Source organism: Paenibacillus sp. FSL R5-0623, assembly GCF_037974265.1.
GTDB lineage: Bacteria > Bacillota > Bacilli > Paenibacillales > Paenibacillaceae > Paenibacillus.
In genome coordinates this window covers 4,023,939-4,043,706 of sequence record NZ_CP150233.1, presented here as the reverse complement: position 1 = coordinate 4,043,706, position 19,768 = coordinate 4,023,939, and the positions used below count along the sequence as shown (strand labels likewise).

General features: G+C 44.5%; 19 protein-coding genes and 1 riboswitch. Of the genes, 16 read left to right on the top strand and 3 right to left on the bottom strand.

Translation table 11 applies throughout. From position 1 onward, the window contains the following. Nucleotides 1–59: 59 nt before the first annotated feature. From MKY92_RS17685 to MKY92_RS17655, 7 genes are all read left to right on the top strand, one after another. A complete protein-coding gene (locus tag MKY92_RS17685; protein ID WP_036613631.1) occupies nucleotides 60–1,610 on the top strand; it encodes an ABC-F family ATP-binding cassette domain-containing protein in 1,551 nt (516 codons plus the stop codon). 76 nt (nucleotides 1,611–1,686) lie between these two features. Next, nucleotides 1,687–1,796, top strand: a riboswitch (TPP riboswitch). 192 nt (nucleotides 1,797–1,988) lie between these two features. Then, nucleotides 1,989–2,684, top strand: a complete 696-nt coding sequence (locus MKY92_RS17680; protein WP_339297123.1) for a thiamine phosphate synthase — start codon at nucleotides 1,989–1,991, stop codon at nucleotides 2,682–2,684. Nucleotides 2,685–2,701: 17 nt separating this feature from the next. Next, nucleotides 2,702–3,874 (top strand): glycine oxidase ThiO, encoded by a 1,173-nt coding sequence (gene thiO, locus MKY92_RS17675; RefSeq protein WP_339297122.1) that lies wholly within the window; start codon nucleotides 2,702–2,704, stop codon nucleotides 3,872–3,874. Next, complete coding sequence (gene thiS, locus MKY92_RS17670) at nucleotides 3,871–4,074, top strand: sulfur carrier protein ThiS (RefSeq protein WP_339297121.1); 204 nt, start codon at nucleotides 3,871–3,873, stop codon at nucleotides 4,072–4,074. Before thiO ends, thiS begins: the two co-directional genes overlap by 4 nt. A 2-nt stretch (nucleotides 4,075–4,076) precedes the next feature. Then, a complete protein-coding gene (locus MKY92_RS17665) occupies nucleotides 4,077–4,844 on the top strand; it encodes a thiazole synthase (RefSeq protein ID WP_237175737.1) in 768 nt (255 codons plus the stop codon). Beyond that, complete coding sequence (locus tag MKY92_RS17660; RefSeq protein WP_339297120.1) at nucleotides 4,841–5,890, top strand: ThiF family adenylyltransferase; 1,050 nt, start codon at nucleotides 4,841–4,843, stop codon at nucleotides 5,888–5,890. The genes MKY92_RS17665 and MKY92_RS17660 overlap by 4 nt, the downstream gene beginning before the upstream one ends. A gap of 119 nt (nucleotides 5,891–6,009) precedes the next feature. Further along, the gene (locus tag MKY92_RS17655) at nucleotides 6,010–6,714 is read left to right on the top strand and encodes a response regulator transcription factor (RefSeq protein WP_339297119.1); all 705 of its coding nucleotides are present in this window, start codon (nucleotides 6,010–6,012) and stop codon (nucleotides 6,712–6,714) included. A gap of 110 nt (nucleotides 6,715–6,824) precedes the next feature. Here MKY92_RS17655 and MKY92_RS17650 read toward each other — a convergent pair whose 3' ends face one another. Together MKY92_RS17650 and MKY92_RS17645 are read right to left on the bottom strand one after the other, a co-directional pair. Next, nucleotides 6,825–7,325 carry a C40 family peptidase gene (locus tag MKY92_RS17650; protein ID WP_253509110.1) on the bottom strand — a complete coding sequence of 167 codons (501 nt, stop codon included), beginning with the start codon at nucleotides 7,323–7,325 and terminating at the stop codon, nucleotides 6,825–6,827. A gap of 296 nt (nucleotides 7,326–7,621) precedes the next feature. Next, on the bottom strand, nucleotides 7,622–8,263 hold the full coding sequence (locus tag MKY92_RS17645) for a thiamine diphosphokinase (protein ID WP_339297118.1): 642 nt from the start codon (nucleotides 8,261–8,263) through the stop codon (nucleotides 7,622–7,624). A gap of 182 nt (nucleotides 8,264–8,445) precedes the next feature. Here MKY92_RS17645 and MKY92_RS17640 point away from each other — a divergent pair, with 182 nt between their 5' ends. Beyond that, entirely contained in the window at nucleotides 8,446–9,147 is a 702-nt protein-coding gene (locus tag MKY92_RS17640; RefSeq protein ID WP_336758646.1) for a trimeric intracellular cation channel family protein, read from the top strand. A 1-nt stretch (nucleotide 9,148) separates the two neighbouring features. Beyond that, a complete protein-coding gene (locus MKY92_RS17635) occupies nucleotides 9,149–9,619 on the top strand; it encodes a low molecular weight protein-tyrosine-phosphatase (protein ID WP_192131089.1) in 471 nt (156 codons plus the stop codon). Between the two features lie 165 nt (nucleotides 9,620–9,784). Here the strand turns inward: MKY92_RS17635 and MKY92_RS17630 are convergent, their stop codons facing one another. Then, on the bottom strand, nucleotides 9,785–10,519 hold the full coding sequence (locus tag MKY92_RS17630; RefSeq protein WP_339297117.1) for an alpha/beta hydrolase-fold protein: 735 nt from the start codon (nucleotides 10,517–10,519) through the stop codon (nucleotides 9,785–9,787). A 256-nt stretch (nucleotides 10,520–10,775) separates the two neighbouring features. Here MKY92_RS17630 and pdhA point away from each other — a divergent pair, with 256 nt between their 5' ends. The 7 genes from pdhA (at nucleotide 10,776) to MKY92_RS17595 (ending at nucleotide 19,604) form a co-directional block, all read left to right on the top strand. Then, on the top strand, nucleotides 10,776–11,843 hold the full coding sequence (gene pdhA / locus MKY92_RS17625; protein WP_339297116.1) for a pyruvate dehydrogenase (acetyl-transferring) E1 component subunit alpha: 1,068 nt from the start codon (nucleotides 10,776–10,778) through the stop codon (nucleotides 11,841–11,843). A gap of 101 nt (nucleotides 11,844–11,944) precedes the next feature. Next, the gene (locus MKY92_RS17620; RefSeq protein WP_076210115.1) at nucleotides 11,945–12,922 is read left to right on the top strand and encodes an alpha-ketoacid dehydrogenase subunit beta; all 978 of its coding nucleotides are present in this window, start codon (nucleotides 11,945–11,947) and stop codon (nucleotides 12,920–12,922) included. Between the two features lie 176 nt (nucleotides 12,923–13,098). Continuing rightward, entirely contained in the window at nucleotides 13,099–14,421 is a 1,323-nt protein-coding gene (locus tag MKY92_RS17615) for a dihydrolipoamide acetyltransferase family protein (protein WP_339297115.1), read from the top strand. A gap of 3 nt (nucleotides 14,422–14,424) precedes the next feature. Continuing rightward, complete coding sequence (gene lpdA, locus MKY92_RS17610) at nucleotides 14,425–15,840, top strand: dihydrolipoyl dehydrogenase (RefSeq protein WP_124115257.1); 1,416 nt, start codon at nucleotides 14,425–14,427, stop codon at nucleotides 15,838–15,840. A gap of 325 nt (nucleotides 15,841–16,165) precedes the next feature. Beyond that, nucleotides 16,166–16,960 (top strand): thymidylate synthase, encoded by a 795-nt coding sequence (gene thyA, locus MKY92_RS17605; RefSeq protein WP_339297114.1) that lies wholly within the window; start codon nucleotides 16,166–16,168, stop codon nucleotides 16,958–16,960. A gap of 50 nt (nucleotides 16,961–17,010) precedes the next feature. Next, nucleotides 17,011–17,499, top strand: coding sequence for a dihydrofolate reductase (locus MKY92_RS17600; RefSeq protein WP_221821633.1), 489 nt, complete (start codon nucleotides 17,011–17,013; stop codon nucleotides 17,497–17,499). A 617-nt stretch (nucleotides 17,500–18,116) separates the two neighbouring features. After that, nucleotides 18,117–19,604 (top strand): glutamate synthase subunit beta, encoded by a 1,488-nt coding sequence (locus tag MKY92_RS17595; protein ID WP_150366716.1) that lies wholly within the window; start codon nucleotides 18,117–18,119, stop codon nucleotides 19,602–19,604. Nucleotides 19,605–19,768: the final 164 nt, after the last annotated feature.

Below are 19,768 nucleotides of genomic sequence, written 5' to 3'. Positions count from 1 at the left end.
AATAGGGTTTCGGAACAATCACAAAAGTAATGTCTAATAGATAGGAGCTACCTCATCTTATGAGTTTATTGTCAGTAGAGAACGTGAGTCACAATTTTGGAGATCGCACGTTATTTAAAAATGTATCGTTTCGTTTACTTGCCGGAGAGCGCGTAGGACTTGTTGGTGCCAATGGTGTGGGTAAATCCACATTAATGAACATCCTTACCGGTAAATTGCTTAAAGATAGTGGAAAAGTGGAATGGACACCTAAGGTCCGTTATGGATATCTGGATCAGCACACGAAGCTTACCCCAGGCAAAACCATTCGTGACGTGCTTAAGGATGCATTCCTTCCGTTGCTTGAATTGGAAAAAGAAATGATGAATATTACGGACCAGATGGCAGATGCAGATCCAGATAAGCTGGAGCAGTTGCTGGAAGAGATGGGCGATATTCAGGAACAACTGGAACAGGGCGACTTTTATCTGATTGACGTAAAAGTGGAAGAGATGGCCAATGGTCTTGGTTTGTCCGCAATTGGTCTTGATCGAGATGTCGCAGCTCTAAGTGGTGGACAACGTACCAAGGTGCTTCTTGCCAAACTTCTGCTCGAGAAACCTACAGCTCTTTTGCTGGATGAGCCGACCAACTATCTGGACGTAGAGCATATTGAATGGCTGTCACGTTACCTGAAGGACTACCCGCACGCGTTTCTCTTAATCTCCCATGACACCGAATTCATGAATGAAGTCGTAAATGTCATTTATCATTTGGAATTTGCCAAATTAACGAGATATGCAGCGAACTATAACAAGTTCCTTGAGATGGCTGATATGAATAAAGCCCAGCATATTGATGCATACGAGAAGCAGCAAGAGTACATCAAGAAGCAGGAAGACTTCATTCAGCGTAACAAGGCACGTGCTTCAACTTCAGGTCGAGCAAAGAGCCGGGAGAAGCAGCTGGACAGAATTGAACGTATTGATCGCCCAGATGAAGCGGCCAAACCAACGTTCAAATTCAAGGATGCCCGTGCGAGCAGCAAAACGGTCTTTGAGGGTATTGATTTTGAAATTGGATATACGTATCCTTTGCTGCCCAAAATGACGATGACAATTGAACGTGGTGAGAAAATTGCCATCGTAGGTTGTAATGGTGTGGGTAAATCGACGCTATTAAAAACCATCCTGGGAAAAATATCTCCACTTAGTGGAAAGACTTTCTTGGGAGATTATCTGGAAACGGCCTATTTTGAGCAGGAAGTTCGTGCTGGGAATATCACGCCGATTGAGGATGTCTGGAATGAGTTTTCACATTTGACCCAGAATGAGGTCCGGGGTCATCTCGCTCGCTGCGGGTTGAAAAATGAGCACATTACTCGTCCGCTTAACATGCTGAGTGGTGGAGAACAAGCCAAGGTTCGTTTATGCAAACTCTTGATGCGTGAAAGCAACTGGATTTTATTCGATGAGCCGACAAACCATCTGGATGTCACAGCCAAAGCGGAGTTGCAGCGTGCCTTGCAAGAATTCAAGGGAACGGTGTTACTGGTATCTCATGAACCTGATTTCTACGAGGGTTGGGTCACCAAAACATGGAATGTCGAAGAATGGTCTGAGAAAAACTAGGGCGATTTAAGACAATGTTTAACAGAAATGACGGTGACAAAAAAATCCGTCTATGGTAACATAGGCTACAACTTCATATGAACACTAGGGGGGCCGCACGATGCGGCTGAGATGGAAGAATGCGATTCTGGACCCTTTGCACCTGATCTGGATCATACCAGCGTAGGGAAGTGGCGAGCGCGTTTCAGTGAATGACGTGAGCAAACGGCAATTCAAAGAATTTCAACCGTCTGCTTAACGAATTGAAACATGCAGTTGCGTGTATAACGTTATGGCTATAGGGTCTATAGCTTTATTGCACGAAATGAACTGTATGTATCAGTCAGTCATCTGGTCCTATAATTAATACGCAGCCACTCCCCTACGGGAGTGGCTTTTTTGTGTTTTCATAGCATTCACGCATGGAAGGAGATGAACAGTACGGTATTTTCTCATGAACATGTACACGGATCATTTGAACTGCATGTTGTATCTACGGGTGCAGGGGATCAAGCATCTTTTGTAAAAGCTGCAAAGGACGTTTGGCCATGGGTGGACTATATTCACATACGAGAAAAACAACTCACATGGCAAGACAAGATCGGTTGGGCTGAAAGTCTGCTTAGCATTGGCGTTCCATCTTGTCGCATTGTTATAAATGGTTCAGAGCTGCCACCACAGAATGACATCTATGGCGGTGTACATTGGGGGCAAGATGCGATACGTAACTATAACCCAGCTGTTATAAGCAATGTGCAGCGACTTCGTCTGGGTGTATCTGTTCATTCAATCGATGAGGCAAAAATCGCTGAAGAACGGGGAGCCGATTACCTTTTCTTCGGGCATGTCTACTCAACCAACAGTAAGCCTGATCTTGAACCAAGAGGATTATATGCTCTGGCTGAAGTGTGCTCTGGTGTCTCCATTCCTGTCATGGCGATTGGGGGCATCGAACCGGGAAACATTCACGCTATTCGTTCTGCAGGCGCACAGGGAGTCGCTGTGATCTCGAATGTGTGGGCGAGCGATTCCCCGGATCGGGCGGCTGCATTATTAAGGCAGGCTATCGTTGGTACAGAAAGTTTGAGCCGCTGAATCAAGGAGATGAGCTGATGAAGAAGATCATTACTGATAGACCGGATAAGATTCATGCAGAAACGATTATTGTAGGCGGAGGCGTTGTTGGATGTGCCATCGCATATGAGCTTGCTTCCCGTGGACAGGATGTGCTGTTGCTGGAGCGTTCGGCGATTGCAGGAGGCACTTCTTGCGCAGCAGCTGGAATGCTGGCGGCCGACAGTGAGGATTTTGCTCATCCTTTGATGGCTAAGCTTGCCAGGCAGAGTAGACAGTTACTTACCGAGCAACAAGTGCTAATGGCTACACTCAGTGAGGTAGAGACTGGTCTGCAACGCCAGGGATTCCTAACTCCTTTTCGTTCATACAGTGAATTAAGTAGTTATAAGGACAATCGGAAGTCTGCGTTGTCTAGTTCTGCTGATGAGATGTGGTGGGATCGTTCCGTTGTGCAACAGGAGGCATCATGGCTTAACAGAGATACGTATGGAGCCTATTACAGACCTCACGAGAGTGAGATTCTCCCAGTCCACCTAACGAAGGCGTACGCCGAATCCGCTCAAGCAATAGGAGCACGGGTAATGGAGGACATACAGGATATACGTGTGCAAGCAAACGAACACGGTGTGCAGGGAATCACCACATCGATCGGTGAGATGAGATGCAAACATGTCATTATAGCGGCTGGATTACAGAGTGAAGAGTTGATGAGACATGTGAATCTGAGCTTGCCTGTGTGGTCGGTAAAAGGTGAAATAGCCGCCGTTCAGTTCTCAGATGAACATGCAGGGTACAGACCTGATAGAACGGTGTATGCAGAGGATATCTATATTGTTCCCAAAGCCAATGGCGAAGTTTGGCTCGGTGCAACCAGTCTGCCAGGCAGAACGGATTTGAACGTTTCTGTACAGGGTGTTCAGAAGCTGCTAACAGCGGCTACCCACTGGGTGCCTGGGATGAAAGAAGCACAATTTATACGAGCGTGGGCAGGCGTAAGACCGGGAACTCCCGATGGACTGCCTTATATAGGTGCTTGCAAGAGTATACCCGGGTTGTTCGCCGCCTTTGGACATTACCGCAACGGTATCTTGCTTAGTGCGATAACAGGCAGGCTTATCGCTGAGTTGCTCGCTGGCAAAAGCTCAGAAGAACTCGGAATTGAGGCGCTGAGCCCTGAGCGATTGAACAGAAAGGGAGTGGTGCAGTGAATATCATCGTTAATGGTCAACGGATGGAGATTGAAGACAGATTGAATCGTGTGGATAAATTGCTCCAATCTTTTGACCTGCAAGTCAAGACTGTAGTTGTTGAGCTGAACAGGCATATCTTAACGCGTGAGCACCATGAGTCAACAGCATTAAGAGAAGGCGATCGAATTGAGATTGTACATTTTGTAGGAGGCGGTTGATGATGTTGAACATTGGTAAATATACGTTTGAGTCCAGATTGTTGCTCGGAACAGGCAAGTTTTCGGATCTGGAAGTGCAAAGTCAGGCTGTGGAAGCATCTGAAACGGAAGTTTTGACCTTTGCTGTTCGTCGTCTGAATCTGGAGGAACGCAACCAGAAGCATTTCCTGGATACGTTGGATCTGGACAAATACACTCTTCTTCCGAATACGGCGGGGGCTTCCACTGCGGAAGAGGCGGTGCGAATTGCCGAGCTTGCGCGGGCTTCAGGACTTTGTGATATGATAAAAGTCGAAGTCATAGGAGATGGAATGACGTTACTCCCAGATCCGATTGAAACGTACAAGGCTTGCGAAATTTTGCTTGAAAAGGGCTTCACGGTATTGCCTTATATTTCGGATGATGTCATTCTGGCCAAAAGGCTGCAATTGCTTGGCGTACATGCTGTAATGCCTGGCGCTTCTCCCATCGGAGCTGGCAGAGGCATCATCAATCCCTATAACCTTGAGATCATCATTGAGCAGGCCGTTGTACCTGTGATTGTAGATGCAGGGTTGCGCTCCCCAAAAGATGCTGCTTATGCGATGGAACTTGGTGCAGATGGTGTATTGTTAAATACAGCCGTATCCGGATCAGGCGATCCAGTGAGCATGGCTAAAGCGATGCGATTGGGGGTAGAAGCGGGCAGATTGGCATATGAGGCAGGCATGATTCCCATAAAGCGTTATGCAGCAGCCAGTAGTCCGGTGGAAGGAATGGTTCATACATGACAGATCAAATAACATCTTCCGAGCAGGCTGATCGTTATTCCAGACAGGAACGTTACGCGCCACTTGGCAAGGAAGGCCAGGCCAGATTGAGTGACAGCAGAGTTTTAATTGTAGGCGCTGGCGCACTCGGAACAGGAATTGCAGAAACGTTAGTTCGTTCAGGAGTCGGACACCTAACGATTGTGGATCGTGATTATGTGGAGTGGAGTAACCTGCAGCGACAGCAATTATATGTAGAACAGGACGCAATTGAACGGATTCCGAAGGCAATGGCGGCGGAAAAACGGTTATCTGCCATTAATTCCACGGTTCATGTGGAAGGGAAAGTGTTGGATGTTAGAGTAGATGAGTTGGAAGAACTCGTTCAGCATACAGACTTGATCATGGATGCAACGGATAATTTTGATACCCGACTACTCATTAATGATATGGCACAGAAACACCGTATTCCCTGGATTTATGGTGGATGTGTAGGAAGTTACGGCATTACCTATACGTTTATGCCTGGAGATACGCCATGTTTAAATTGTTTGCTCGGTGAAGTCCCTCTGGGTGGAGATACCTGTGATACGTCTGGCATCATACCTCAAGCCGTACAGATGGTAACGGCGAATCAGACCGCAGAAGCGATGAAGTTACTTAGTGGCAATGTAAATGCATTGAGACGTAAGTTATTGTCATTTGACGTGTGGAGGAACGAATACATATCCATCAATGTGGATGGTGCGAAAAAGCAAGACTGTTCTTCCTGCGGCACTTCGGCAACGTATCCATATCTTTCTGCGTCCAATCTGGAGAAAACCGATGTGTTATGTGGCAGGGACACCGTTCAGATCCGACCTGCACGGCGTATGAATCTGGATCTTAAACATACGGCAGAACGTCTGGATAGACTTCAAGAAGGAAAAGTGGAATCCAATCCGTTTCTGGTTTCTTTTACAACAGGGGTCTATAGAATGGTCATTTTCCAAGATGGACGTGTTCTTGTTCACGGAACAAAAGATACAGCTGAGGCACGTACACTCGTTCACCGCTACTTTGGTTGAAGCAAAAATGAAGCAATGTCTGTTCCCTTAAGGGAATGGACTTTTTCATTTTACGGCATGCTATCTGTACCAACCATTGCTGCGAGCAGCGGGGATAGAGACAGGCCGGGTGAAAAAGAGTGAAAACAGCCATTTTGCTGATTGGAGCAGGAGAGCAGGTTGACCTTATTCAGGATGCACTATGTTCCGAAGGGTATGAGGTACACCGTAAGGAATGGTCTGAACTTAACCAATCCGTTGAGCCATCGTTGTTACATATCAATCTGATCATCCTGGTAGATAGTGAAAAGGGTCAGGGCTATCGGACCCAACAGAAGAGAGAAGAGTTAAAACGTTGGATAGATAAAGGTCATGTTATACCTCTACTGGTTATTACTTCAGATGCATCTCCTCAGTTCATCGTGGAATGGCTGGATTTCGGAGCTAATGATGTGATGGAGGAACCTATCCACTTGACCGTGATGCTTGCCAGAATACGAAATTTGTTGCGTGTTTTTGCGAATGCAACACCAGAGGGTGAGGAAGTAATTGTAGTTCATGATCTTAAAGTCAATTTGCGTTCAAGACGTGTAAATCGTGCGGGTGAATACCTGACATTAACGCCAAAAGAGTACGAATTGCTGGAATTCCTGGCCCTGCATGTGAATGAAGCATGTACCCGGAGTGACATTTTGCGGGAAGTATGGGGATATGAATATGCGATGGATACCAACGTTGTGGATGTGTATATCAAACATCTGAGGGTTAAGGTGGATAAGGGAAGAAGTGTGAAACTGATTCATACTGTGCGTGGGATCGGTTATATGCTGCATGATAAAAATTAGATTACGAAGTTGGTTCCATGAATCACCAGTTTAGAGTGTGGCAAAAAGAGGGTAAAAATAAAAGACCGGATAGTAACCTCCGGTCCTTACTGATTAGCTATGATGTGATTCTAAAGTACACGACGAGCTTTAACATACGTTCTCTTCCAAGTACCAGAATCCAGATCAGAGAGGGTTACGCCTGGAGATCCATACGTATGCAGAATCTTACCATTTCCCGCATAAACGCCTACGTGAGTGACATTGGAACCGGTAGAACGGCTACCACTGGAGAAGAATACCAGATCTCCGACACGCAGATTAGCTTTAGACACAGCTTTACCTTCTTTGGATTGTTTCACGGAAGTGCGCGGCAAATCTACACCATACTTTTTGAAAATATATTTCATAAAAGAAGAGCAGTCAAAAACTTTGGTTGTTGAAGTTGAAGCACCAAATTTATATGGAGTTCCAGTGAATTTTTTGCCATAGTTAACAATTTGTTGACCTGTGGATACAGAAGCAGTTGCTGCCTGTGCAACAGGTGCGTTAGTCATTAGTACAGCTCCAAAACCTAGTGTAGCGCACAACCCGACGGTTACGGCCTTTTGGACAAAGATGTTTGTTTTCATGTTAGTTAGTACCTCCAAAATTCGTTTTCGTTAAGTTGCTAGAGCGAGTATAACAGCTTTGTAACAGCCTAGAAATTGGATAGGGGAGTGTAATTCCTTGCGCCACAATGGTTTGGGCATGTTTATTAAAATATGATTAAAAATGTCAAAAAATTAATCATTGACGGATGAAGAATTAAGATGAAACAACAAAGACCCTTGAATATCAAGGGTCTTTGTTGTGTGTGAACCTATTTTCTTCATTGAATCACTGGTTACAAAAACGTAATAAATAACTATGAAGCATACAAATAGATTCAATCTTTGCTCTGAATAATCAGTAATAAGCCACTATCAATAGTGACTGTACCGGAGGAGCCTAAGAGCTTGTTGCTTACACCCAAGGATTGTCCCATGCGAATGGTGGCTTGATCTAGCGGATACATAAAACCATCCAGAGTTATTCCTGCAACTTCATGAGTCAAGGGGAGCAAAGAAACATATTTATAGTCACGGTCCTCAACCACAGCTTTGGATGTGGTCAGTGTCATGTAATTGTGCTTGTCCTGAATGGCACAGGAGATATGATGCTGCATCGCGCGAACCATAATATGTACATTGGCGAGTGTGTGATCCATACGTGTACCTGTAGCACCTAACATTAAGATATGAGATGGTTCGTAATCTAGTGCTGTCTCAAAAGCCATTTCTGTATCAGTAAGATCCTTATGAACAGGGTCACATGTAATGAACCGAATGCTATTGTTGCTTACAATGATACGTTCCTCTTCAGTAATGGAGTCGAAGTCTCCTACTGCAATGTGAGGCTGAATGCCGTGTTCAATTAAAAATAATGCACCACGATCGGCCGCGATGATCATATCATCTTCTCGTATTTCCTGAAGTAATTCTACAGATAAGTTTCCGCCTGTAAAAATAACCACTCGTTTCACCGTCATTTTATTTCATCCTTCCTAATTCAGAGCAAAATAGGTCATTGTTCAAATATAATGTTGGAACCTGTACAAATATATTCACCAAACCAGTATAATCCACAAAATGTGGTTGCACAATTTCAGTGCTCGCGGATACAATGGGTAGAGCGACATGGAGATGACTTGAAAAGTGAGGTTTGAACAGGTTGGACTTACACATTTTTGAAGTATTCAGCATTATAGGCACTATCGCATTTGCAATGTCCGGTGCCTTCGTGGCTATGGAAGAGGAGTATGACATTCTGGGTGTACTAGTGCTTGGACTTGTCACGGCATTCGGAGGCGGGATTATCCGGAATGTACTTATAGGTATACCTGTAACGACACTGTGGAGTCAGGGATCACTTATTATGTTAGCCCTAGTATCAGTAGCGATTGCATTTATATTACCTCTCAAGTGGATTAGTCACTGGAAGCGAACAGAGGCGCTGTTTGATGCAATCGGACTCGCAGCATTTGCAATTCAAGGGGCTCTCTACGCGGCGAACATGGGACATCCTATTAGCGCAGTTATCGTTGCAGCAGTAATGACCGGTATTGGTGGAGGCGTTATTCGTGATGTGCTTGCAGGACGTAAACCGCTTGTATTGCGTGACGAAATCTATGCTGTATGGGCAATGACAGCCGGTTTTGTTATAGGTATGGGTTGGTTAACAACAAATGCCGGATTGTTGCTTTGTTTCGCGGCCGTTGTGTTTTTCCGGATGTGTTCTGTACATTATAAATGGAAACTGCCACGTCGTTCGTTGGTGTCGTCTGAGACCGGGAACGTCAGTCCTCAGCCGGAGAGCATTGTGACACAGCCAACATCGTCGGTACTTCAAGGTACGCTAAGCAAGGGGGATTAATATGATTAATGTTTTGTTTGTATGTCTGGGCAATATATGTAGATCACCAATGGCTGAAGCCGTTCTGCGTCACAAAGTCGTGGAGAAGGGGCTTGAACACCAGATTCGTGTGGATTCTGCGGGTACAGGGGACTGGCATGTTGGTAAACCTCCGCATGAAGGGACTCGAAAATTGCTGGATTCGTACCAGATTTCCTATGCCAATATGGCAGCGAGACAATTCGCAAGCGAAGATTTTACTCAATTTGATTACATTGTATGTATGGATAATTCGAATGCAGATAATGTGCGCAACGTTCCAGGCGGAGCTGAGGCGGACATCATCAAGTTCATGGACATGCTTCCCGAAGAAAAACTCAGAGAAGTACCTGACCCATATTACACAGGCAATTTTGAAGAGGTGTACGAGCTGGTTAATGCAGGCTGCGATGTTCTGTTGAGTAAGATTGAAGCGGAACATTCCTTAGCCTAAAAGGTAAACGAAATTCATGCTCAATTTGTAATTCGACAAAGAAGCAGGAGTAGAGCGCTTAAAGCAAGCAGGATATCCTGCTTCTTTTTCAGATTACAATTGTAAGCGGTATCATTAAAATGAAAAACAATAGCGGCATTTCAGCCGCCTGTTAATGTGGTCCTTTTATCTTTCCTGGAGAAAATAAAGTAATGCTTCGGGCAATTCCTTCTGCCAAAAACCCCATTGGTGTTTTCCGTCTTTCTCCTGGTAGGAGACGAGGGCACCACGTTTTTCGAGCAATTCTCGAGTATCCCGGTTTAATTGAACAAAATTATACGTACCCGTGTCTGCCTCGAAATCAGTCTCCTGCAAACCAACGATCATCCAGATCGAGAGCCAGGACAGATCTTCAGTTGCGGCATAGATTTCCTGTGAAGCAGAGTAGAAGGCGCCAGACATGCTGATCACACGTGTGAACAGATCCGGATATAACAGAGCAAGATGAAGCGAAACACTGCCACCGAGCGAGTCTCCGGCAAGAATGCGTTCCTGTGGAGAACGGCGCACAGGATATTTCTCTTCTATATAGGGAATAATCTCTTCAGCGAAGCAAGCGGTATATGCCTTGAACCGATCTCCAAATGGAGCATATTCCTGCGTTCTCACAGACACATCGACCTGAACCCCTACAATAATGAAAGGTTCTGCTCCTTCGTCCAGAATAATTTGGTTAGCTGTTGTAGCAATTCGTCCGAAATTAAAAAATTCTTCGCCATCCTGACAATAAACGACAGGGTAGCTAAGCAATTCGTTATAGCCCGGAGGGAGGTAAATACGGAGTGTTCGCTTCTCTCCGAGATAGCGACTTTCAATCTCTTCCTTCACAATCGTGCGTTTCAAATAGCGGGAATCCGTCATAAAACGTCACCTTTCTCGGTTAATTTTTTGCATTCGACCGCGCAATACGGTAAGATTACCCTTGTGCGGGGTTCGGTCAAACACGCAATCATGTATTATGCTGTTATACCAATATTAAGCCCCTGTTATACATACAATCCGGCAGGAAACATAAAAAAATTACGGATTTCTTTGACGTATGGAGTGAAACAGGTGTATAATAATATTATAACAGCGGAACTTGATATTCAAATTTTTTGTTGAGGTGAAGAAAAAAATGAGCAAGGTTCCTTATGAAGTGTATACAGAGGATGTAGAAGCTCTGTCCGTGCTGTCTCCTGACGGCGAAATTATTAACAAAGACATGATGCCTACACTTTCCGATGATCAATTAAAAGAAATTATGTACCGCATGGTATTTACCCGTACTTGGGATGACCGTGCAGTAAACCTGGGCCGTCAAGGTCGTCTTGGTTTCTATGCTCCAGTATCTGGTCAAGAAGCTACAATGGTTGGTAGTGAATTTGCAATTGAAAAAGAAGACTTTGTATGTCCTGGCTATCGTGACATTCCGCAACTCGTATGGCATGGACTTCCTCTTTATCAAGCATTCTTGTACTCCCGTGGACACCAACATGGTGGACAAATTCCAGATGGCGTTAATGTATTGATGCCACAAATCATCATTGGTGCACAAATTCTGCATGCAATGGGTATCGCTATGGGTTACAAATTGAAGAAACAAAAACAAGTTGTTATCACGTACACAGGTGATGGCGGTTCTTCTGAAGGTGACTTCTACGAAGGTCTGAACTACGCTGGTGTATACAAACTGCCTGTTATCTTCTTCGTACAAAACAATGGTTATGCCATCACAACTCCTTTTGCTAAACAAACAGCAGCTCTGTCCATCGCTCACAAAGCGGTAGCAGCAGGTATCAAAGGTGTTAAAGTTGACGGTATGGACATCTTCGCTGTTATCAAAGCTGTTCAGGAAGCTGCTGAGCGTGGACGTAACGGAGAAGGCGCAACATTGATCGAAGCAGTAACATATCGTTTCCGTCCTCACTCCCTTTCGGATGATGCTTCCAAGTATCGTACAAAAGAAGAAGAGGCAGAATGGTCTGCTAAAGATCCTATCGCACGTTTCGCTAAATATCTGGAGAAAAAAGGTCTTTGGACTGAAGAAGATACAGCACGTGTGAAAGAAGAAGCCAAAGCTAAAGTAAATGAAGAGATCAAAAAAGCGGAAAAAACCGAGAAAATGACGATTTCAGGCTTGATCGACAGCATGTTCGAACAAACGCCTAAGCACTTGGAAGAGCAAAAAGCTGATTTCCAATAAGTTTTTTCCGATAAAGCATAAACATCCGCGACTTTAATGTCCCGGTATACATGTACGAATTCAAATGTGAACTGTCAATGTTTAAGGAGGAAATGAAGCAAATGGCACAAATGAACATGAAAGAAGCAATCCGTGATGCGCTTCGCGTGGAGTTGAAACGTGATCCTAACGTTCTGCTTTTCGGTGAAGACGTAGGTAATGTAGGCGGCGTTTTCCGTGTAACGGAAGGTCTGCAAAAAGAGTTTGGCGAAGAGCGTGTATTTGATACTCCACTGGCTGAGTCCGCTATTGGTGGTCTGGCTGTAGGTTTGGGTGTACAAGGCTTCCGTCCGGTTGCTGAGATCCAATTCGTTGGTTTTATCTTCGAAGCCCTTGACCAAATGGTAGTGCAAGCTGCTCGTATGCGTTTCCGCTCCGGTGGAAAATACAATTCTCCAATCGTATTCCGTACACCATTTGGTGGCGGTGTAAAAGCGGCAGAATTGCATACAGATTCCCTGGAAGGTCTGCTCACGCAAACACCAGGTATCAAAGTCGTTGTTCCTTCTAACCCTTACGATGCAAAAGGTCTGATGATCGCTTCTATTCGCGATAACGATCCTGTATTCTTCATGGAGCACTTGAACTTGTACCATGCTTTCCGTGCAGAAGTGCCTGAAGAAGATTACGTTGTTGAGTTGGGTAAAGCGAACGTTGTTCGTGAAGGTTCTGATGTAACAATCATTACTTACGGTATGATGGTTCACACTTCTGTGAAAGCAGCGGATGAACTCGAAAAACAAGGAATCAAAGTTGAAGTTATCGACCTTCGTACGGTTAGCCCGATCGACATCGATACTATCGTTGCTTCCGTTAAGAAAACAAACCGTGCAATTGTTGTACAGGAAGCTCAAAAGAGCGCAGGTGTTGCAGCTGAAGTCATTGCCCAAATCAATGAAAAAGCAATCCTGCACTTGGAAGCACCGGTTCTGCGTGTAGCTGGTCCGGACACTGTATATCCATTTGCACAAATCGAAGATACATGGCTGCCTAACCCGGCGCGTATCGTTGCTGCGGTTAACAAAGTCGTAAATTTCTAATTTAATCATCTGACATGCCGCAAGGCGCAGTATGGTGATTCACACCGCAGCGCAAGCTGCACTGTAAACAGCCATTAGCCCCTTGAGTAACAGTTATTTGCATTAGCAGTAACAGTTGTTTCTTGGAGTTAAGGGTTGTTTTCAGGATTGAGCACATAATCAAGGAGGTTTTTCAGTTGGCTAAATTTGAATATAAATTCCCTGAATTGGGCGAAGGCCTGCACGAAGGCGAAATCATCAAGATGCACATCAAAGTCGGTGACAAAGTAACTGACGACGACATCATCATGGAAGTACAGAACGACAAAGCGGTTGTAGAAGTACCTTGTCCGGTTAACGGAACAGTTACAGAAGTATTCGCTAAAGACGGTCAAGTCTGCCACGTTGGTGAAGTTGTAGCGATCATCGATGCAGAAGGCGAACTTCCTGAGCAAGACGACGCTCCTGCTGGCGATCAAGGCGAGCAAGAGAAAGATGCAGCTCAAGGCGGAGCTGACACAAGCGGTTCTTCTGCAGCAGCTTCCAGCTCGGATGCAGCTAAAGAAGGCGGCAACAACAGCGTTCCGGCAGTACCTGCCAAAGACGTTCTGGCAACACCAAGCGTGCGTAAATTTGCTCGCGAACAAGGTGTAGACATCGCTCAGGTTAACGGTACTGGCAACAACGGTAAAGTAACCAAAGAAGATGTTGAATCCTTCAAAAACGGTGGCGGTTCTTCCGCAGCGGCATCTTCCGAAGCTCCGGCTCAAGAAGAGAAAAAATCCTCAGCACCAGCAGCGGCTGCAGCTGATCAACACGTTGAAGAAGAGCGCGTACCATTCAAAGGTATCCGTAAAGCGATCTCTAATGCGATGGTTAAATCGGCTTACACAGCACCTCACGTTACAATCATGGACGAAGTGGACGTAACTGAATTGGTTGCTTTCCGTACTCGCATGAAACCAATTGCAGAGAAAAAAGGAACAAAAGTTACTTATCTGCCATTCATCGTTAAAGCACTGGTTGCGGCATCCCGCCAATTCCCGGCTCTGAACGCTATGATTGACGAAGAAGCTAACGAAATTGTTTACAAAAAATACTACAACATCGGTATCGCTACAGATACAGACAACGGCTTGATCGTTCCTGTTATCAAAGATGCTGATCGTAAATCCATCTGGATGATTGCTGATTCTATCCGTGATCTGGCTGCTCGTGGTCGTGAGGGCAAATTGAGCGCGAATGAAATGAGAGGAAGCACAATCTCCATCAGTAACATCGGTTCTGCTGGCGGTATGTTCTTCACTCCAATCATCAACTTCCCTGAAGTTGCTATTCTCGGAACAGGACGCATCAGCGAAAAAGCAGTGATCAAAAACGGCGAAGTAGTTGCAGCACCTGTAATGGCTCTTTCCCTGAGCTTTGACCACCGTATCATCGATGGCGCAACAGCACAAAACTTTATGAATTACATTAAACAGCTGCTCGCTAACCCTGAGCTGCTTGTTATGGAGGTGTAAGATATGGTAGTAGGCGACGCTTCTCTCAATATCGACACATTAGTAATTGGTGCGGGTCCTGGCGGCTATGTAGCTGCCATCCGCGCTGCTCAACTGGGCCAAAGCGTATTGATCGTAGACAAATCCGAACTGGGCGGTGTTTGTTTGAACCGTGGATGTATTCCATCCAAAGCCCTGATCTCTGCTGCACACCAATATGAGTCTGCACTTCACGGTGAAGCTTTTGGTATCTCTGCTGAGAACGTAAAAGTGGATTTCAGCAAAACTCAAGAGTTCAAAAACGGCGTTGTTAAGAAAATGACTGGCGGCGTAGCTGGTTTGCTCAAAGGCAACAAAGTTGAAGTTTTCAACGGTGAGTGCATGTTCATCAACGAAAACGAAGCTCGTGTATTCAATGACCACGAGTCTCCACGTTACAAATTTAAGAATGCAATTATTGCAACAGGTTCCCGTCCAATCGAACTGAAACCTTTCCCGTTTGGCGGACGCATTCTGTCTTCGACAGAAGCTCTGAACTTGCCTGAAGTACCAAAAAGCATGATCGTTATCGGTGGCGGATATATTGGTGCTGAGCTTGGTCAAATGTACTCCAAATTCGGTGCAAAAGTAACAATCATCGAAGGTTTGGATACAGTACTGCCAGGTTTCGATAAAGACATGACTAGCCTTGTGGCTAAAAACATGAAGAAAACAGGTATCGAAATCGTTACGGGTGCAAAAGCAGAAAGTGCTGAGCAAACGGACAAAGACGTAACTGTTAAATATTCCGTAAATGGTGAGTCCAAAGAAGTTACTGCAGATTACTTGCTGGTAACTGTTGGACGTCGTCCAAACACGGATGGAGAGCTTGGTCTCGACATGATTGGTGTTGACGTTGACGAGCGTGGATTTGTCAAAGTTGACCACCAAGGTCGCACAAGCATTCCTCACATCTTCGCAATCGGTGATATCGTATCTGGCTTGGCTCTGGCGCACAAAGCTTCTTATGAAGGTAAAGTGGCTGCTGAAGCAATCGCAGGACAACCATCTGTAGTTGACTACAAATGTATGCCAGCTGTTGTGTTCACAGATCCAGAGTGTTCCAGTGTAGGTTACACTGAAAAAGAAGCTAAAGAAAAAGGACACAAAGTAAAAGCAGGTAAGTTCCCTTATGCGGGTAACGGCCGTGCTGTATCTTTGAACCACGCTGAAGGCTTCGTGAAAATCGTAGCTGACGAAGAAAGCGGCCTTGTATTGGGTTGCCAAATCGTAGGTCTGGAAGCTTCCAACTTGATTGCTGAGCTTGGTTTGGCAATTGAGATGGGCGCAACTTTGGAAGATCTGGCTCTCACAATTCACGCTCACCCAACTTTGGGCGAAATCGTGATGGAAGCAGCGGAATTGGTTATGGGTCACCCGATCCACATCATCTCCCGTTAAGATCATCTAAGCTTCGGATCCGTCCGGCATTATACGTATATAAGAAGAGACGAATAACGTTAACGCGTTATTCGTCTCTTTTTTGATTGAAATAAGAGCAAAGTTTAAAATGTTATACCTTGATTTGTATAGCTGATTACAATACAACGAATTCCTCATTTGTGGTACACTGTAATAATGATTAGAGTAGTATAGGGTGGTATTAGTTGAATTAAATTTTTACACGAGAACGCAGAGGACGGAAAGAGAGTGTAAATGTTTTTAGTTCAATTGATATACGAGCCAATTCTATTCTGGAGTAGTATAACAGTGAGGAGATTTCAACATGAAAAACTATCTGGATTTATTACAGGATATTCTGAACAACGGCGTGCATAAAGGAGACCGTACAGGAACGGGGACACAATCTGTATTTGGCAGACAACTCCGTTATGATCTCTCCGAAGGATTTCCGCTGGTAACAACCAAACGAATTCATCTCAAATCGGTTATTCATGAACTGTTATGGTTTTTGAGTGGCGATACCAATATATCTTATTTGAAAGAAAACGGTGTGAAGATCTGGGACGATTGGGCGGACGAAAATGGTGATCTCGGACCGGTGTACGGCTCGCAGTGGCGTACATGGGAAGCACCAAACGGAGATAAAATTGATCAGATCGCCGCAGTCATTGATTCGATCAAAAATAATCCGGATTCACGTCGTCACCTTGTCAGCGCATGGAATGTGGCTGAGATCAATAATATGAAGCTTCCACCTTGTCATTTTGCGTTTCAGTTTTACGTTGCGGAGGGTAAGTTATCATGTATGCTTACGATGCGTTCCGTGGATACGTTCCTCGGATTGCCGTTTAACATCGCGAGTTATGCGCTCTTGACTCATATGATTGCCCAGCAATGTGATCTTGAGGTGGGTGATTTCATATGGTCTGGAGGGGATGTTCACATCTATTCCAACCACGTAGATCAGGTTAAAACTCAACTGGAGCGTGAACCTTATGCTTTACCTAAGCTGGTAATCAAACGTAAGCCGGATTCTATTTTTGATTATAAGTTTGAAGATTTCGAGTTTGAGAACTATCAGCATCATCCGGGCATTAAGGCTCCAATTGCAGTCTAATTATGTGTTCAATCTCGATAAGAGACTTGGATTGAAGGAGTGTATTACCCTTGAGTATTGAACTGGTATGGGCAATGGGGGAGAACGGTGTGATCGGATTGAATAATTCGATTCCATGGCGTTTACCCAAGGATATGGCCTTTTTTAAACAACGTACGCTGAACAAAACAATTATCATGGGACGTAATACGTGGGAATCCTTTGGTGGTAAGCCGCTTCCTCAGCGCCGTAATATCGTAGTGACTAGAGATCTAAACTACAAGGTGGACCAAGCTGAAATCGTACATACGATTGAAGAAGGGCTGAGTGTAACCAAAGGTGAGGAACTGTGCGTAATTGGGGGTTCCCAAGTGTATCGTGAGTTCCTGCCGCTTGCAGATCGTCTTGTGGTGACCAAGATTCATGAGAATTTTGAGGGAGATACGTTTTTCCCTGAAGTGGATTGGTCCGAATGGGAACTGATTGAACAGATTGAAGGCGAACAGGATGAAAAAAATGTTTATGCATATACCTTCGAATTCTACGAACGTAAACGGTAAATGTGGCATAAGAAATTCCTGACTTCGGTCGTATTTGAATGATGAGAGGCGCTGATTGCGAAATATTCGTGAACAGCGTCTTTTCTTTTATAAAAAAAATGAGTCACTTGTAAAATTTAGAATACATATAACATTAATGTAACATGATTAATTGGTATTTATGTATAATATACATACGACCAAGCATTAAACAGTAAAAAAGTGTAAAAGTCTTGGGGTTTTAACGTTGTAAAGTCCTAAAACAGGTCTGATATTCGGAATCGAGAACGATTTATAGCAAAATATGTTGGATTTGATGACAAATTATCTGACATTTACTTAACATTTCGACCTTTTATTTCTTTAACACACACCAGATTTCGCAGTTCAAAACCACATTAAACACCAAAATAAGGGTATTGACCATGGGTAGACTTGAAAGATATGATGTATAAAATACAAATAATTATGCGGATAATCCATTTAATATTCAGCACAGTAAATGCTACTATAATTGAAATATCTTCGAGAAGATTTTGTGATACAATAGACAAAAACTCAAGTAATGAGTAATCCATTTCATATAGAACCATGCACATGAAGGGATTAAGACAAGAACGGATGGGGGAAAACGTAAGATGTCTACACCTACTGGATTTATGGAATACAAACGTCAACTGCCAGCAGATCGTGAGCCAGCGGAGCGGATTAAGGATTGGGAAGAGTTTCATAAACACATGGCTGAAGAAGAGCTCAGAACACAAGGTGCACGATGCATGGATTGTGGTACCCCGTATTGCCATACAGGTATAGATATGATTGGCGGCACGTCAGGTTGCCCCGTGCATAACCTGATTCCGGAATGGAATAATCTTGTATATCGCGGACTGTGGAGAGAAGCACTTGAGCGCCTTCACAAAACGAATAATTTCCCAGAGTTTACAGGTCGCGTCTGTCCAGCTCCTTGCGAAGGATCATGTACAGTTGGCCTAATTGGTCAGCCTGTAACCATCAAAACGATTGAAGAAGCAATTATTGAAAAAGGTTTCGAAGAAGGATGGGTGGTTCCGGAGCCTCCTGAAAAACGTACGGGTAAACGTGTAGCTGTGGTAGGTTCAGGTCCAGCGGGATTAGCTACTGCGGCTCAGTTGAATAAAGCAGGACACTCGGTAACCGTATATGAGCGTTCGGACCGTGTCGGCGGATTGCTGATGTACGGTATCCCAACGATGAAATTGGATAAAAAAGTAGTTCAACGTCGTGTTGATCTGCTCGAAGCAGAAGGTATCCAATTCATTACAAACACCGAGATCGGTAAAGATATTGCGGCACAACAACTGGTGGATGAATATGACGCTGTTGTGTTGTGCGGTGGTGCAACGAAGCCGCGTGAATTCAATATTGAAGGCAGCGACTTGAAAGGCGTTCATTATGCGATGGATTTCCTGAATGGCAGTATTAAGAGTTATCTGGACTCCAACCTGGAAGATGGTCAATATCTGTCCGCTAAAGATAAAGATATTATCGTCATTGGTGGCGGTGATACAGGATCTGACTGTGTAGCTACATCGCTGCGTCATGGTTGTCGTACGATCACTCAATTCGGTACGCATACACAAGCGCCTATGGAGCGTGATCGCATTAACAATCCTTGGCCGCAATTCCCGAACGTATACACACTTGATTATGCGCAAGAGGAAGCCAAAGCGTTGTTTGGTCAAGATCCGCGTGAGTTCTCCATCATGACAACGAAATTTGTCGGAGACGATGAGGGGAACCTCAAAGAATTGCATACAGTACAGATCGAGCGTATTGTGGATGAGACTGGTCGCAAGATTTATCAGCCGATTCCAGGTACAGAGCGTGTATTCCCGGCTCAGATGGCCATGATTGCCATTGGTTTTGATGGACCGGAACAAACGTTGGTAGAGCAACTGGGTCTTGCAACAGATCGTCGCACAAACGTTAAGGCACGTTACGGCAAGTACAACACCAATGTGGATAAAGTATTTGCAGCAGGTGACATGCGTCGTGGTCAAAGCTTGGTTGTATGGGCGATTAATGAAGGCCGTGAGGCTGCTCGTGAAGTGGACAAATACTTGATGGGTGCTTCGGTTCTGGTGTAAAAGTATAGAACAAGATATCAATGACAACCTTCGCGATCAGCGAGGGTTGTTTGCTGTTATTTTAACCAATTTGACTACATATTTCATGTAAGTGTGATCAATATCATTGCTTTTTATGTGATAAAGATTTATTATTATATTATAATGATTATAAATAAGGATTA

Excerpts from the sequence above, each read along its gene's own strand:
- MKY92_RS17595 (WP_150366716.1), top strand. The coding sequence starts at position 18,117 with ATGTCTACACCTACTGGATTTATGGAATACAAACGTCAACTGCCAGCA.
- MKY92_RS17630 (WP_339297117.1), bottom strand. The coding sequence starts at position 10,519 with ATGACGGATTCCCGCTATTTGAAACGCACGATTGTGAAGGAAGAGATT.
- MKY92_RS17645 (WP_339297118.1), bottom strand. The coding sequence starts at position 8,263 with ATGACGGTGAAACGAGTGGTTATTTTTACAGGCGGAAACTTATCTGTA.
- MKY92_RS17685 (WP_036613631.1), top strand. The coding sequence starts at position 60 with ATGAGTTTATTGTCAGTAGAGAACGTGAGTCACAATTTTGGAGATCGC.
- lpdA (WP_124115257.1), top strand. The coding sequence starts at position 14,425 with ATGGTAGTAGGCGACGCTTCTCTCAATATCGACACATTAGTAATTGGT.
- MKY92_RS17635 (WP_192131089.1), top strand. The coding sequence starts at position 9,149 with ATGATTAATGTTTTGTTTGTATGTCTGGGCAATATATGTAGATCACCA.
- thyA (WP_339297114.1), top strand. The coding sequence starts at position 16,166 with ATGAAAAACTATCTGGATTTATTACAGGATATTCTGAACAACGGCGTG.
- MKY92_RS17620 (WP_076210115.1), top strand. The coding sequence starts at position 11,945 with ATGGCACAAATGAACATGAAAGAAGCAATCCGTGATGCGCTTCGCGTG.
- pdhA (WP_339297116.1), top strand. The coding sequence starts at position 10,776 with ATGAGCAAGGTTCCTTATGAAGTGTATACAGAGGATGTAGAAGCTCTG.
- MKY92_RS17665 (WP_237175737.1), top strand. The coding sequence starts at position 4,077 with ATGTTGAACATTGGTAAATATACGTTTGAGTCCAGATTGTTGCTCGGA.
- MKY92_RS17660 (WP_339297120.1), top strand. The coding sequence starts at position 4,841 with ATGACAGATCAAATAACATCTTCCGAGCAGGCTGATCGTTATTCCAGA.
- MKY92_RS17650 (WP_253509110.1), bottom strand. The coding sequence starts at position 7,325 with ATGAAAACAAACATCTTTGTCCAAAAGGCCGTAACCGTCGGGTTGTGC.
- thiO (WP_339297122.1), top strand. The coding sequence starts at position 2,702 with ATGAAGAAGATCATTACTGATAGACCGGATAAGATTCATGCAGAAACG.